16 protein-coding genes are annotated in these 13,518 nt (G+C 59.3%); 4 read left to right on the top strand and 12 right to left on the bottom strand.

Features of this window, described 5'->3' with window-relative positions; all coding sequences use genetic code 11:
- Positions 1-45 precede the first annotated feature (45 nt).
- Positions 46-1,329: a cystathionine gamma-synthase family protein gene (locus CFB10_RS13875; RefSeq protein ID WP_020010131.1), complete on the bottom strand. Its 1,284-nt coding sequence runs from the start codon at positions 1,327-1,329 to the stop codon at positions 46-48.
- 123 nt (positions 1,330-1,452) lie between these two features.
- Here CFB10_RS13875 and CFB10_RS13870 point away from each other — a divergent pair, with 123 nt between their 5' ends.
- Positions 1,453-1,911 carry an Lrp/AsnC family transcriptional regulator gene (locus CFB10_RS13870; RefSeq protein WP_003504223.1) on the top strand — a complete coding sequence of 153 codons (459 nt, stop codon included), beginning with the start codon at positions 1,453-1,455 and terminating at the stop codon, positions 1,909-1,911.
- 77 nt (positions 1,912-1,988) lie between these two features.
- Here CFB10_RS13870 and CFB10_RS13865 read toward each other — a convergent pair whose 3' ends face one another.
- Complete coding sequence (locus tag CFB10_RS13865) at positions 1,989-3,683, bottom strand: dihydroxyacetone kinase family protein (protein WP_020010130.1); 1,695 nt, start codon at positions 3,681-3,683, stop codon at positions 1,989-1,991.
- A gap of 203 nt (positions 3,684-3,886) precedes the next feature.
- Between CFB10_RS13865 and CFB10_RS13860 the strand changes: the two genes are divergently transcribed.
- The gene (locus CFB10_RS13860) at positions 3,887-4,249 is read left to right on the top strand and encodes a hypothetical protein (RefSeq protein WP_020010129.1); all 363 of its coding nucleotides are present in this window, start codon (positions 3,887-3,889) and stop codon (positions 4,247-4,249) included.
- A gap of 271 nt (positions 4,250-4,520) precedes the next feature.
- Here CFB10_RS13860 and CFB10_RS24045 read toward each other — a convergent pair whose 3' ends face one another.
- The 9 genes from CFB10_RS24045 to CFB10_RS13820 form a co-directional block, all read right to left on the bottom strand.
- Entirely contained in the window at positions 4,521-4,691 is a 171-nt protein-coding gene (locus CFB10_RS24045) for a hypothetical protein (protein ID WP_155844709.1), read from the bottom strand.
- Complete coding sequence (locus CFB10_RS13855) at positions 4,636-5,064, bottom strand: hypothetical protein (protein ID WP_026363591.1); 429 nt, start codon at positions 5,062-5,064, stop codon at positions 4,636-4,638. The genes CFB10_RS24045 and CFB10_RS13855 overlap by 56 nt, the downstream gene beginning before the upstream one ends.
- Before the next feature lie 294 nt (positions 5,065-5,358).
- Positions 5,359-6,051 (bottom strand): DUF4405 domain-containing protein, encoded by a 693-nt coding sequence (locus CFB10_RS13850; protein WP_020010125.1) that lies wholly within the window; start codon positions 6,049-6,051, stop codon positions 5,359-5,361.
- Positions 6,048-6,521, bottom strand: coding sequence for a cytochrome P460 family protein (locus CFB10_RS13845; protein ID WP_020010124.1), 474 nt, complete (start codon positions 6,519-6,521; stop codon positions 6,048-6,050). Before CFB10_RS13845 ends, CFB10_RS13850 begins: the two co-directional genes overlap by 4 nt.
- Positions 6,522-6,553: 32 nt before the next feature.
- A complete protein-coding gene (locus CFB10_RS13840; RefSeq protein ID WP_020010123.1) occupies positions 6,554-7,024 on the bottom strand; it encodes a cupin domain-containing protein in 471 nt (156 codons plus the stop codon).
- Between the two features lie 43 nt (positions 7,025-7,067).
- On the bottom strand, positions 7,068-7,412 hold the full coding sequence (locus CFB10_RS13835) for a carboxymuconolactone decarboxylase family protein (protein WP_244559872.1): 345 nt from the start codon (positions 7,410-7,412) through the stop codon (positions 7,068-7,070).
- Positions 7,413-7,557: 145 nt separating this feature from the next.
- Positions 7,558-8,574, bottom strand: coding sequence for an alpha/beta hydrolase (locus CFB10_RS13830; RefSeq protein WP_020010121.1), 1,017 nt, complete (start codon positions 8,572-8,574; stop codon positions 7,558-7,560).
- 153 nt (positions 8,575-8,727) lie between these two features.
- On the bottom strand, positions 8,728-9,804 hold the full coding sequence (locus CFB10_RS13825) for an alpha/beta fold hydrolase (RefSeq protein WP_020010120.1): 1,077 nt from the start codon (positions 9,802-9,804) through the stop codon (positions 8,728-8,730).
- A gap of 130 nt (positions 9,805-9,934) precedes the next feature.
- The gene (locus CFB10_RS13820; RefSeq protein WP_020010119.1) at positions 9,935-10,828 is read right to left on the bottom strand and encodes a LysR family transcriptional regulator; all 894 of its coding nucleotides are present in this window, start codon (positions 10,826-10,828) and stop codon (positions 9,935-9,937) included.
- A 276-nt stretch (positions 10,829-11,104) separates the two neighbouring features.
- On the opposite strand from CFB10_RS13820, the gene CFB10_RS13810 reads away from it, so the two are divergent.
- Together CFB10_RS13810 and CFB10_RS13805 are read left to right on the top strand one after the other, a co-directional pair.
- A complete protein-coding gene (locus CFB10_RS13810; RefSeq protein ID WP_026363587.1) occupies positions 11,105-12,088 on the top strand; it encodes an aldo/keto reductase in 984 nt (327 codons plus the stop codon).
- Between the two features lie 47 nt (positions 12,089-12,135).
- Positions 12,136-12,993 carry an aldo/keto reductase gene (locus CFB10_RS13805; protein WP_020010116.1) on the top strand — a complete coding sequence of 286 codons (858 nt, stop codon included), beginning with the start codon at positions 12,136-12,138 and terminating at the stop codon, positions 12,991-12,993.
- Between the two features lie 263 nt (positions 12,994-13,256).
- Here CFB10_RS13805 and CFB10_RS13800 read toward each other — a convergent pair.
- Positions 13,257-13,518, bottom strand: a 262-nt coding sequence (locus tag CFB10_RS13800) for an IS3 family transposase (protein WP_035213811.1), incomplete at its 5' end; no start/stop codon positions are given.

Raw genomic sequence — 13,518 nt, 5'->3', positions numbered from 1 at the left:
TATAGCCGCTGGCGCGCGTGGTTACAGATTGTCCGCGACCTGTCGTCAGGCCTGATCAAGGGCAAGGGTCAGGTCGGCGACAAGATCATCGGGATGTTCGATGCCGATTGACAGCCGGATCGTGGAATCCAGCACACCGATGCGCTGGCGGACATCGGCAGGAACACCCGAATGCGTCATCGCCGCGGGGTGAGAAGCAAGAGACTCCGTACCGCCGAGGCTTACCGCGAGTTTGAATATGTTGAGCGCATTGAGGAATTTGAAAGAGGCAGCCTGCCCGCCGACGATGTCGAACGAGAAGGTCGATCCCGCACCGGAGCATTGTGCGGCAAACACCTTGCCAACCGCGGATCCCGGATCGCTGAACGGCAGGTAATGGATTTTTTCGACCTTGGGATGCGCGTTCAGGAATTCCGCCACGACCCTGGCGTTGCTGTTCGCCCGCTCCATCCGGATTTGCAGCGTCTCAAGGGAACGTCCAAGCATCCAGCATGAGTGCGGATCGAGCTGCGTGCCGATTGCTCCACGCAATGCCTTCACCTGCTTCATGACATCCTTGCGGCCGAGCGCTGCGCCGGCGATGAGGTCGGAGTGCCCGCCAACATACTTCGTCAGTGAATAGAGCGAGATATCGGCGCCATGCTCGATGGGCCGCTGGAACACGGGCCCAAGAAGCGTATTGTCGCAGGCGATGATCGGCCTGTGCCCCTGCTTTTCGCCGATGACATCGGCAACCCGGCTTATCATCGCGACGTCGACAATGCTGTTTGTCGGATTGGCGGGGGTCTCGATGAGGATGACCGACACCCTGCCTTTCGCCATCGCTTCTTCTGCGGCTGCCATCACCGAGGTCTCGCTGACACCGTCGGCGAAACCCACTGCCGAGACGCCGAAATTATGGAAGGTCTTAGCCAGCAGCGTCTCCGTACCGCCATACAGGGGCTGGGAATGGAGCACGGTATCGCCCGGCCGGACGAAGGCGAAAAGCGTTGTCGAAATGGCGGACATGCCGGAGGAAAAGAGCGCGCAACTCTCAGTCCGTTCATAAACGGCAAGGCGATCCTCGACAATCTCGCTGTTCGGGTGGTTGAAACGCGAATAGACGAGGCCCGCGCCCCTGCCCTCCGGCGGCTCCTTGCGCCCGGAGACGTAGTCGAAGAAGTCGCGCCCGTCTTCTGCCGATTTGAAGACGAAGGTCGATGTCAGGAACACGGGAGGCTTTACGGCGCCCTCCGACAATTCCGGATCATACCCATAATTGAGCATCTGGGTTTCAGGATGGAGAGCGTGGTTGCCGATATGGGTTTTGGATGGATGCGGCGCGGTCATTTCCGATGATACCTCAGCTGGCGTTGAATTACCTGCAGATTACACGCAGTGAAACCAAAATATCTTGCATTCTGAAGCGTCGAGCTGTCTCATTAAGCAATATATTGCGGAGAATGGTCATTTATGTCGCAGAAAATTGCAGACCCAATCGACAGCAGGATACTAAAGGAACTGTCTGCCGATGCGCGGATCACCAACAACGAACTTGCCGAGCGGGTCGGACTTTCGGCATCGGCGTGCCTGCGACGGCTTCGACGCCTGGAAGAGATAGGCGCGATCAAAGGATATTCCGCGATCATCGATCCGGCAATCGAGGGATGGACCATGACCGCCCTTGCCTCCATCCGCCTCAGCCGTCAGCACGATGACGAAATCCGCATGTTCGAGGCGGCCGTTCTTGACTGGGACGAGGTTCTCGAATGTCACCTCGTCACGGGTCCGCGGGACTATATGCTCAAGGTCATGTGCGGTGGGCTGGAGGATTACGAGCGCTTCATCAAGGACAAGATTGCCAAGCTGAAATGCGTCGACACCATCGAGACCAGCTTCGTCATGAACACGATCAAGGCACGGCGTATCTGAGCTCGAAGGCCGCCGGAGCCGGCGCAATATATTCACGGGCGTCGGGCGACGGCATGCCTGCGCCGGCCAGCGGCCCGTCAGCGCTCATCGTTCCTGATTGCTTCAAGCCACACACTGACGGCGACCGCTCCCGCATCGAGATGTCCGACCGCCCGCTCGCCAAGATAGCTCGCGCGCCCGAGCCGCGGCTTCATCGACGCCGTCGCCTCGGCGCCGGCGACGCCTGCCGCCACCGCGGATCGCCAGGCTTCCGCGGCCGAAGCTCCGCCTGCGAGTTTATCCCGGAAGGTTCCTGCCGCCGGATGAAGCGCATCTATCATCGTGCGGTCCCCCGGCTTCGCACCACCGAGTTCAGAAACCGCGGCAACGGCGGCAACGAATGCTTCCGCCATCTGCTGGGCCGTCGGCTTTTCGATGCCGGCAAGATGGCGCGAGGCGCGCATCAGGCCCGTGGCGTAAAAGGGGCCAGAGCTTCCGCCGATCGCCTTGCGCATCGCGTTTGCCATCGCCATCAATCCACCGGAGACATCTGCGAAGCTCTCCATGGGCAGCGCCAGGATTGCTTCGGCGCCCCGCACCATGCTTGTTCCGAGGTCACCGTCGCCCGTAACACTGTCCAGCTGTGTCAATTTGGGCTCCGCGGCGATCAGGGCTCCGGCAACCAGCTCTGCGGCGGCACGCAATCGCTCACCGGCTGCCGTCATCCTGTTTTCCGCAGTCACGCTCTTCTCGACGCCTGCCGAAGGCAGGACCCGCTCGCGGTTCACCGCACCGCCGCGCGGCCATGCACCGGCATCGGTTGGCGCATCCATGAGGCTCAGCCTTGCATCGTCCACATGCATGACCGATAGTGAAAAGCCCGGCATGTCGAGAGCGGAGAGGAAAGTGCCGGCCCAGGCCCGCTCGACCACGACGCCCTTCGCTTCCAGGCGTGCGACCGCTGATCGCGCCACGACCGCAAGTTCCATTGGCGGCGTTGATCCCAGCCCGTTGACCAGGAGCGCCACCCGGTCTCCGCTCTTCAGCCTGCCATCGGCTTCGACCGTTTCAAGCAGCAGCTTCACAAGCTCGTCCGCCGATGCGACAGGCATCCGTCGTACACCCTGCTCGCCATGAATTCCAAGCCCGACCTCTATTTCAGCGTCGCCAAGGACGAAGCCCGGCCTGCCGACAGCAGGGAGGGTGCAGGAGCCCAGCGATACTCCCATGGAGGACAATTTTTCTGCGGCTTCCTGCGCGATCCGGGCCACCGCCTGAAGGGGAAGTCCCTGCTCCGCGGCAGCGCCTGCGACCTTGTGAACCAGTACCGTACCCGCAATACCTCGGCGGCGATCCGCCGGAACCGTGTCCTTCAGCGCGACGTCATCGGCAACGACCACGATCTCGACCGGAATTCCTTCAGCCCTTGCCAGCTCGGCCGCCAATCCGAAATTCAGCCGGTCGCCCGTATAATTCTTGACGATAACCAGAGCGCCGGCGGGGCCGGCTGCAGCCTTTATACCGGCAAGAACCGCATCGGTACTGGGCGAAGTGAAGACATCGCCTGCCACCGCAACGGTCAACATGCCCGCACCGACATAGCCGGCATGGGCTGGCTCGTGTCCACTGCCTCCACCCGACAGGACCGCCACCTTCCGCTTTTCCGTTTCCGGAAGACCAGACCGGATCACAACATTCTCATCTGCTAGCAGGACCGTCGCGGGGCTAAGCGCCACCACCCCTTCAAGCATATCCCGCACAACGGTGGCTGGATCGTTGATGAGCTTCTTCATGCCTTACTCCTCGATGCAGTTCTCAACTGACGGTGGACGCAAACGTGCCCTGCTAATCGTGAACAAGCACGATCTCCCGGCCAATTTCAAGTTCCGGGCATTCGAAACGCAGGTACATTTCCGCCATTGCCTCTCGCGGCGGACGCGCTATCATGATTTTGCTGTGGGTGGGTAAGCTTTGGGAGGAGCGATACGTGAGACGGATGTGGCCAGACGAATTTGCCTTTCTGCTTGATGGTGCGGAAGAGGTTGACCTGAATGTTCCACCGGCGGCAGGCGACGATGGTTCACCTGGAAAAGCAACCTCCAGAAAAGCCTTGAAAGTCCGGATCAGCCAGGAGGATTTTGAGAAGATCTGGAGCTTAGCAGAGGCTCGCTATCGGCTGAACGGCAGCTTCGCGGGCAAGGCGATCACGCTGATAACCAACAATCCCCATTATCAGAAATGGCATCCCTCCGATGGCGGCAGCGTTGAAAGCGTCTCCGATAGCGGTCAGAAATACACGACGCGTTATGTGATCGTGCACTTTCTTCTGGACGACGTTAGCGAACCTGTCGAAGCCTGAAGTCCTCGGAGTCGGAGGATTCCACCGCCAATGTGTTATCATGGCGCGCAGGATGATAGTCCTCAGTATCGTGGTATAGCGTGATCGCACGCTCGCCCGCCTCCTTGCTCAACGTGCCGGCTGCCTTGAGCGGCGCGAGCACGGCCTCGAATTCCCTTTAGCCTTCCTCACCCAGCGCAAGCCGCGTTAGTATGCTACGCACGGTGCTGGCGCTCAGGCCCATCGCCTGGAAAGTGCCCATAAGGAACTCGTCCGAGCCCACCTTGCGCAGCTACGCCGCAATATCCTTGACGGTGGTGACGGGCAACTCGCCCTTGCCCGCCTTGCCGGTCGTATACTTCTCGGTGAATTCCTCCATCATCATCGCCAGCATCTGCACGCAGGCTTCACGCTCGGTTGCCGTCAGCTCGGCGATCTCCTTGCCGTTTGTGTCGTACAGCACGCATCCCGACGCCGCGTAGGCCGGCGTGAAGATCAGATCGAGAAGATTGAACCCCTGCCGGCCCCCCCCGGTCGGTGAAGCCGTTGGCGGTGATGTCGCGGCTCTTCAGCGTTTCGTTGACGATCGAGGCAGCACGGATGGAAATATTATCGCCTGAGACAAGGCCTGAACGGTTGGTAAAGCTGCTGCGCGCATCGATGACGACATCGCTTTTGGCGAACAGGCTGCCGCCGTCGTTGAGAAGCGAGCCGGAGGAAGCGATGGCGAGGCTGGAACCGGAGAACAGCGTTCCGGAATTGCCCATACCGCCGGCCACTATCGCGACCGAACCGCCCCAAGCGCACGCCGGAGGCTCGTAGATCCTGCAATTCATCAAATCCAAGCTCAGGATTTTCAGTCTTCAGCATCGCCAGAACCGAGAACTCAACGCGCGGAACTCGCGAGTTGACGACTTCAGGGCCATGGACGCAAGGACTTTAACCAGAGCGCCGACCCAAGCGCCTGAGTTCGACGCGCTAGCGGGACAGGTGCTGCAGGCGCGGCCCTCGCGCGAGACAGGCCACACATCGATCAAGACGAAATCGGGCTAACATGTCGTCACTCCAGTCATAACCCGCTACCCGCCGCCTTCCAGAAATAATAACCGATCAACGAGGCGGCATTCGCGTCAAAGCAAACCTTGTGACTTACGTCGCTCTGGTCGCCGAGCAAATCTGAGCCCATAATGTGTCCCGCATGCGAACATGCCGACGATGGCTCCATAATTGAGAAAGAACCCCAGTGACGATTCGTTGAAATCCCACATATCCAGCGAATACTGCAGCATCAGCTTTGTCCCTAACGCCATTTCGGAGCAGCTTTTCAAACCCCACGCGGCGATGACCAACGCCATTAGCCGCAAGGCCGCCGTGCGGTAGATGTTCGGGTCCGAAATGCCGAACAGGTCTCGGCCGACATTCATCACCACCTGCCATCGCGTCCCCAGATGTATCGCGACGATCAGCAGGACCCAGTATGCGGCGAACATGTGCATCTCCCGCACAGCAAAGGCGCCATCGATTGCCATAAATGGGAAAATGTTCCGGGAAATCAGAAGGCTCGTGATGAACATCACCGTCATACCTATGGCGAGGCAGGCGATCGTCAACAGGTTCACGAAGCGGGCAGCATCCATCTTCCGCTTCGCCACGCCGCCGTACCAGCGTCTGTTGAACACGTTATGGACGATGACGAGCGCAAACAGCACCGTCCCGAACAGCTCGTGTGACAGGTTGTCGAGCCACCAATAGGCAAGGCACGCGATGATCAGGACAACCGCCAAGAGGTCCAGCAACAGGCGTATACGGAAGATTCTGCTCATTCAAACTCGAACCGGCGCATGTCGTTATAGGTGTAGAGAAAGTCCCTGTCCGAGCGTGACGTGTGGCACCTCTGGCAGCGCGCGGTGTTCTCTTCCGTGTTGATCGTGCCATCAGGCTTGAACCACTGAAACTGCCAGTCGGCCGTGCGTCGGTTCTCGTCGTAGTCCTGTCCCCAGCCCTCACCCTTTTCCATGATAAAGTAGCGGAAGACCTTGCCGTCGCGGTAATCGACGAGCGCTACATGGGTGCCGTTTGGAATAGGCTCTCCGCGCTTGACCGCCTCGATCGCCTCACGGGTCGTCATGATGTGCTCGGTCACCTCGCCCCGCTCGACGGTCGTGTAGTGAACAAGCTTGTCGATGTCAGGCATCGTAGCACGCGTCGGTTCAGCGTGGACTTGCAGCCCAACCAAGAGGACCATCAGTCCAGACAAAGCCGCACCACCTATGCCACCGATTATTTTCTTCATAGAAACCTCTTCGATCGACGTGGGACCAGAGGTCACCGCGCGTATTGTTCGTCGGAAACGTGTTCCATCCACTCGACCGACTTGCCGTCCAGTACCTCGGAAATCGCGATATGCGACATTCCGGTGGTCGCCGTTGCGCCGTGCCAGTGCTTCACGCCTGGCGGTATCCAGGCGATGTCACCCGGGCGGATTTCCTGCACTTCCCCGTCCCAATGCTGGACGAGGCCAACGCCTGCCGTGACGATCAGGGTCTGGCCAAGAGGATGGGTGTGCCAGGCAGTGCGCGCGCCGGGCTCGAAGGTCACCGTGCCCCCACCGACCGTAGCCGGGGCAGTCGCGGAAAAGCGGGAATCAACCCGGACGGCTCCGGTAAAGTTGGTCGACGGACCAGTCGTCGATGATTGGCTGCCGGCTCGGGTCACCGTCACGCGCTTGTCGGGTTCGGCGAAAGCAGTGGACGCGCCCAGTGACATGGCAATAGTCATAAGGGTCTTCATGTTCATGGGATACCTGTGATGATAGAGACCGCGCGGGCTCGACCGTGATCTATTTCTCTGCGAAGACATCCTTGGCGATCGCCACCGCCGACACAGCGCTCGGCCAGCCGGAATAGAACGCCATATGCGTGATGGTCTCGACGAGCTGCTCTTCGGTCAGGCCGTTGGTCTTGGCGCGAACGAGATGTGAACGGAGCTGGTCAGGACGGTTGAGGGCGATCAGCGCCGCGACCGTCACCAGGCTGCGGTCTCGTTGAGAAAGCTGCGGCCGCTCCCACACATCCGCGTAAAGGACGTCATCCGTCAGTTCCGCCAGCTTGGGTGCGATATCGCCCATCAGTTGCTGAGTTCGCGAACGAGCGCTTTCGAGGTTCGATGCTGGTTCCTGTGCCATGATTGTCTCCACTCCGGCTCCAAAGACGACGGCTGCGCTGAGAATTCCCGACATGAGTTTCTTCAAGTTGATTTCCTCTCGATAATTCAGTCCACCGGCTTCTGACGATGATGGGGCAGAAGGCGCCTGGCGCTTCTGAGAACCGTCACGCAGAAGCGAGGTAACGGTCGAAGAACGGCTTCAGTCTGGACAGAGCCGCCTCGACATATTCGGGAACCCAATAGGTCTCGATGTGCTTGGCGCCTTCGATCTTGAACAGTTCCTTGTCGTTGGTGCCCGTGGCCTTGGAGAACGCATCCTCGGTCATATAGAGGGTGTCGGCTTCGCTGCCCGCAATCATCAGAAGCGGCACGTCGATGAGCGCGATCTCGTCCGTCGCGTCCCAACGCATCAGGTCCATAAGGCTGCTCGTCGTGTACCTGAAGGTCGAACCGGGATGGGCGTGGGTACGCCAGTAGTAGTGGTAACCCTGCCGATAGAGGTCGAAGGGAAGCGCTTCGATCTGTGCATCCGTCAGATCGGCATCTCCGGAATAGAGGACCTTGCCGCCGGCCGCTTCCTGTGCGCGGGCGGCCGAAGCCTGTTGCAGGCGCTGCTGGATCGTGGCCATTTGGCTGTCCTGGAAGCCGTTGCGGCGGACACGGCCCGAATTGAACATGCTGAGCGTCGCCACGGCCTTGAAGCGCTTGTCGGTCTTTGCGGCCGCCAGCGAATAGCCGCCACCGCCACAGATGCCGAATAAGCCAAGTCGCGTCGTGTCGACGCCGGGGAAGCGGCTGATGAAATCCGCCATCCCGTGGATATCTTCGACGCGATGTTGAGGCTTGTCGACGCTGCGCGGCGCACCACCGCTTCCACCCTGATAGGCGGCATCAGCCGTGATAGTAATGAAGCCCCGCTCCGCCAGATGCTGGGCATAGAGGCCCGTCGTCTGCTCCTTCACACCGCCGTTGGGATGTGCAAGCACGATCGCAGGGTATTTCTTGGTCGGGTCATAATTGGCCGGAGTATAAATGTTGGCGACGATATCGAGGCCGTTCAGCTTGTACGTCACCGGGTGGATATTCACCTTGCCGGATTCGTTCTTGGTAATCGCGCCGTCATAGACAAGCGTGAAAGGGTTCTGCCTGTAGTTGGCTGCGACAGCCTGGGTGGTCGTCATGGTTGCCACTCCTAACATTGCACCGGAGATGACGAGAGCCGATGCTCCTAGAAACTCGCGTCTCTTTCTGTTGATGATTTCGTTCGCCATCGTCAGGTTCCTTGTCTGATTGGGAATGCGCGAACGGCCGTTTCACGCGAACGGATCGGTGGTTCAGTCCAGCTTCTTGTCGGCGAGGAATTTCGAGATTTGGTCGGCGATCTCGACGTTGTTCAGGTCCGACATCAGGAAGTGGGTGCCGCCCTTGATGCCGATATCCGGCAAGTGCACGAGCGTCGCGTCACCGCCGTGCTTGTTGATGGTGTCGACCCAGAGCTTCGCCATTGCCAGGCGGACACGCCAGTTGTCCTGTCCGCGTTCCTTGGTCGGTTCGATCGGGAAATTGTCGCCGTAGTAAACGACGATCGGCAGCTTGGTGAGCTTTTCGAAGTCCGCGGCGGGAACTGCCTCGGCCTTGAGCGTACCGGCGGCGCTCGGCATGTCGGCGGGGACCTCGCCTTCAGGGAAGATAAAACCGCTGCCCGGCTCGAGCGCCACGATACCTTTGACGTTCGGGTTCTTGATCGCCGTCAACCAGCCCGGTCCGCCCGCCTGAGAATGTGTGAACAGGATTCCCGGTCCGGTCCTTGCGAACAGGGCCGACATGGCGTTCGAGATCATGTTTGCATCGAACGGCCCTGTGTTGGGCGTAACCGAACGGAAGAACTGGTTCAGCGTTTCGGGGTCACGCGAGAACTGGACGTTGTCGAAATAGTCCGGCCATTTGCCAATCCTGAACTGGTCAAAGAATAGCTGGTCGTATGGCGTCGGCTCGATCGTTGTCGCCACGGTGCTGTTGCCCGCGCGGCCACGACGCGGCTGATCCACCAGATAGACGGGATACCCGCGGCGCAAGAAGATGTTCTGGAAACCTTCTCGGCCGTCCGGCGTGGTCTCCCAGGAACGTCCCGACTGAAAGGCTCCGTGGAGCATGACGATCGGCAGCGGCTTCGGCTTCTCGGGCACCTGATAGAAAACGTAGGCGTGATCGCCGTGAAGGGTCTGGCCCTCGGCGGTCGGAGCGTTGTTGTTGTAGGTTCCGGGCGTGGCCGACACCGTGCCGCCAACCGCGAAGCTGCCCTGCTCCTCCACGACAAGCGGCTCCGCCTTGGAGGCGGGTTGGGCATAGACCGCACCTGAAGACAGACTGAGAGCGGAAAACGCGATGGCTGAAAGAGTTCTGGAGAACATGCTCGATACACCTTGCCTTGCAACATGAAGTTGGAAGAAGGCTACGCGAGCAGCATTCTGTTGATTAGATACCTATTTCCGATTGAGGATATTAGCCGCACTTATTAATCACGAACGGTTGATAACCACTTTACCTGCGATACCGTAGAGCGTCCACGACCAGGGCAAATGCCGGAGAAGCGTGCCGCCGGTTAGGAAAATAGAGGTGGTAACCCGCAAACGGCATGCACCAGTCCTCAAGGACACGGATGAGTTTGCCTTGCGCAATATCGTCTTCCACGAGGTCTTCAGGCATATAGGCGAGACCGAGGCCCCGTCTCACTGCATCAAGACGCATTGCAATATTGTTGAATACCATCTGGCCTTCGACCCGGACCTTGAGTTCATGTCCATCCTTCTCGAACTCCCATGCAAGGATGTTGCCATAGGTCGGCATCCGGATCTGGATGCAATTGTGCGCCGTCAGGTCCTGCGGAATATCGGGCCACGGGTGCTGCTGGAAATAGGAAGGCGCTCCCACAACCGCCATACGCATTTCCGGGCCGATTTTCACGGCGATCATGTCTTTCGCCAGTTGCTCACCGAGCCGGACGCCCGCGTCGTAACGTTCTGCGACAATATCGGTGAGGCCGTAGTCCACGGTGATCTCGACGTTGACATCCGGATTTTCGGGCAGGAATTTTTCGAGCGCCGGAGCAAGGACCGAGATCGCAGCATGCTCGCCTGCCGTAATCCGGACCGTTCCAGCCGGCTTGTCCCGCATCTCGCTGAGCGCCTCGAGTTCCGCCTGAATTTCTTCGAACCTGGGTCCCGCTGTCTGAAGAAGGCGTTCACCCGCAGCCGTTGGGGATACCCGTCGCGTCGTCCGCGTCAGCAGCCGAATGCCGAGCCGCTCTTCAAGACCACGGACAGTCTGGCTAAGGGCTGACTGCGAGACGCCAAGCTTCAAAGCGGCGCGAGTGAAACTTTCCTCGCGTGCGACCATTACGAAAGCGAGCAGATCGTTGAAATTCTCCTGCGGCATTCATTAGTTATCCTTATAGCTTCATCCTGATTACTGCCCCTAATCAGCATGGTGGGCAAGAGCTATCTTTCCATCATCACAATTCAGCTTCGCCGTGCAGGACGGTCCAAGCCAAGGATGTCAACGGGGCTGCAATGCCTGACGGAAACATGACAGCCTCGCCGTCAGACAAGACGGCGATCCTCGCGATCATCCTGATCCTACCGCCCGGCGGCAGGCTCCGTCCGAAGAAAAGCCGCGCCAACCAGATGCGTGGCCTGATCAAGGAGAACGACAATGCAAAAGCGAACACTCGGAACTTTGGAAGTATCCGCTCTTGGCCTCGGATGCATGGGGCTCAGCCACGGCTATGGAGCCGCGACTGACACCAGGGATGCGGTAAAGCTCATCCGCGCCGCCCATGATCGTGGCGTCACCTTCTTTGATACCGCTCAGGTCTACGGGCCGTTCACGAACGAGGAACTTGTCGGCGAGGCTCTCGAACCGATCCGGGACAAGGTCGTCATCGCTACCAAGTTCGGGTTCGAGCTTCCGAGCCCGGACGCTGGTCAGCATATGAACAGCCGACCCGACTACATCCGCCAGTCGGTTGAGGGGTCGCTGAAGCGGCTCCGGACCGAAGTCATCGACCTCCTGTACCAGCATCGCGTCGATCCGATCGTTCCGATCGAGGATGTCGCCGGAACCGTCAAGGACCTGATCGCCGAGGGCAAGGTCAGGCATTTCGGGTTGTCGGAAGCTGGCGCTCAGACCATCCGCAAGGCGCATGCCGTGCAACCGGTGACGGCGCTTCAGAGCGAATATTCCCTGTTCTGGCGCGAACCCGAGAACGAGATCATTCCGACGCTCGATGAACTCGGCATCGGCTTCGTGCCTTTCAGCCCGCTCGGCAAAGGATTCCTCACGGGCAAGATTGACGCGACCGCCACCTTTGGCCCTGGCGACTTCCGCAGCATCGTTCCACGGTTCCAGGCGGAAGCACTCAAAGCCAACCAGGCGCTCGTGGCGGCTCTGACACAGATAGCCGAGGCGAAAGGCGTCACGCCCGCCCAGATCGCGCTTGCCTGGCTGCTGGCTCAAAAGGAATGGATCGTTCCGATCCCCGGCACCACCAAACTGCATCGCCTGCAAGAAAACCTCGGCGCTGCTACCGTAGAGCTCGCCGCCAGCGACGCTTCCGAGATCGCGGATGCACTCGCGACGATTGACATCGTCGGCGACAGATACCCCGCGCATCTTCAGGCGCGTGTCGGAAAGTGAAACAGGCGGGGCGCGCGGGCGCTCGCCTTTGGATAAGAGGAAATGACATGACCAGAACCGTTCCCACAGTCACCCTGAACAACGGGATCGAGATGCCGATACTTGGCTTCGGCGTCTTCCAGGTGCCCGATCCTGCCGAGTGCGAGCGCAGCGTCCATGACGCGATCGATGTCGGCTATCGTCTGCTCGACACAGCAACGTCATATGGCAATGAAGAATCCGTCGGCACCGCGATCCGCAACCACGGCATTGATCGAAGCGATCTGTTTGTCACGACCAAGCTCTGGATTGAGGACGCGACATACGAGGGCGCGAAGGCCGCTTTCGAACGTTCCCTGAACAAGTTGCAGCTCGACTATCTGGACCTCTGGCTCATCCACCAGCCTTTTGGTGATGTCTATGGCGCTTGGCGTGCGATGGAAGAGCTGTATAAGGCCGGTCGCATCCGCGCGATCGGCGTCAGCAACTTCTATCCCGACCGCTTGCTGGATTTCGTGCTTCACAACGAGATCGTTCCCGCGGTCAATCAGATCGAAATCCACCCGTTCCATCACCAGGAAGACGCGCAGAAGCTGCTTCAGGAATACGCCGTTCAACCCGAAGCATGGGGGCCTTTCGCGGAGGGAAAGAATGGGCTGTTCACGAACGGGCTCTTGCAGTCGATCGGCAAGAAGCATGGGAAAAGCGTCGCGCAGGTCGTGCTCCGGTGGCTGATCCAACGCCACATCGTCGCCATCCCGAAGTCGGTGCGCAAAGAACGGATGGCCGAGAACTTTTCGGTCTTTGACTTCGAACTGGATCAGGAAGACGTCGCTGCGATCGGTTCGCTTGACCAGAAGGCCAGCAGCTTCTTCGATCATCGCGATCCTGCAATGGTGAAATGGCTTGGCACGCGCAAGCTCTGACTCAAGGCTACGGGTGCTGAGTTGCTAACTTTCGTTTCGAGTTCGATGCCATGGGCACGTCTTACGGCATCGACACCCCCATTCAACTCAAGCCGGAGACGAGGACCATATCATCTATATGTCGAGCGCTTCGACAACGTTTAGCCGAAGCAGCAGATCGTGCCTCGCTGATCATCGAGGGTATATATGGCTCAATTCTCAAGCAAATCTTTTTACGCGTGGCAACATTCTGAATAGCCCCGAGTTTCGTAGACACCCTCGGGTTAGATTTTCTGCTGCTTCTCGAACTCGACGGGCGACAGCATCCCGTTCCTGACGTGTTTGCGTTTCGGGTTGTAGAACATTTCGATGTAGTCGAACACGTCCTGGCGTGCTTCATCGCGTGAACGGTAGACTTTGCGCCGTATCCGCTCTCGCTTCAGAAGATTGAAGAAGCTCTCGGCCACCGCATTGTCATGGCAGTTGCCGCGTCGGCTCATCGAGTGAACCAGATTGTGGTGCCTGAGGAACGAGGCCCAGTCCATG

It is taken from the genome of Agrobacterium sp. 719_389 (assembly GCF_900188475.1).
GTDB classification, from domain to species: domain Bacteria; phylum Pseudomonadota; class Alphaproteobacteria; order Rhizobiales; family Rhizobiaceae; genus Agrobacterium; species Agrobacterium radiobacter.
Note: the sequence above shows the minus strand (reverse complement) of the source record. Positions and strands in the feature narration are given on the sequence as shown.

What these genes read in the sequence shown, in the direction of transcription:
- CFB10_RS13875 (WP_020010131.1), bottom strand. Translation starts at nt 1,329, where the DNA reads ATGACCGCGCCGCATCCATCCAAAACCCATATCGGCAACCACGCTCTC.
- CFB10_RS13870 (WP_003504223.1), top strand. Translation starts at nt 1,453, where the DNA reads ATGTCGCAGAAAATTGCAGACCCAATCGACAGCAGGATACTAAAGGAA.
- CFB10_RS13865 (WP_020010130.1), bottom strand. Translation starts at nt 3,683, where the DNA reads ATGAAGAAGCTCATCAACGATCCAGCCACCGTTGTGCGGGATATGCTT.
- CFB10_RS13860 (WP_020010129.1), top strand. Translation starts at nt 3,887, where the DNA reads ATGTGGCCAGACGAATTTGCCTTTCTGCTTGATGGTGCGGAAGAGGTT.
- CFB10_RS13855 (WP_026363591.1), bottom strand. Translation starts at nt 5,064, where the DNA reads ATGAATTGCAGGATCTACGAGCCTCCGGCGTGCGCTTGGGGCGGTTCG.
- CFB10_RS13850 (WP_020010125.1), bottom strand. Translation starts at nt 6,051, where the DNA reads ATGAGCAGAATCTTCCGTATACGCCTGTTGCTGGACCTCTTGGCGGTT.
- CFB10_RS13845 (WP_020010124.1), bottom strand. Translation starts at nt 6,521, where the DNA reads ATGAAGAAAATAATCGGTGGCATAGGTGGTGCGGCTTTGTCTGGACTG.
- CFB10_RS13840 (WP_020010123.1), bottom strand. Translation starts at nt 7,024, where the DNA reads ATGAACATGAAGACCCTTATGACTATTGCCATGTCACTGGGCGCGTCC.
- CFB10_RS13835 (WP_244559872.1), bottom strand. Translation starts at nt 7,412, where the DNA reads ATGGCACAGGAACCAGCATCGAACCTCGAAAGCGCTCGTTCGCGAACT.
- CFB10_RS13830 (WP_020010121.1), bottom strand. Translation starts at nt 8,574, where the DNA reads ATGACGACCACCCAGGCTGTCGCAGCCAACTACAGGCAGAACCCTTTC.
- CFB10_RS13825 (WP_020010120.1), bottom strand. Translation starts at nt 9,804, where the DNA reads ATGTTCTCCAGAACTCTTTCAGCCATCGCGTTTTCCGCTCTCAGTCTG.
- CFB10_RS13820 (WP_020010119.1), bottom strand. Translation starts at nt 10,828, where the DNA reads ATGCCGCAGGAGAATTTCAACGATCTGCTCGCTTTCGTAATGGTCGCA.
- CFB10_RS13810 (WP_026363587.1), top strand. Translation starts at nt 11,105, where the DNA reads ATGCAAAAGCGAACACTCGGAACTTTGGAAGTATCCGCTCTTGGCCTC.
- CFB10_RS13805 (WP_020010116.1), top strand. Translation starts at nt 12,136, where the DNA reads ATGACCAGAACCGTTCCCACAGTCACCCTGAACAACGGGATCGAGATG.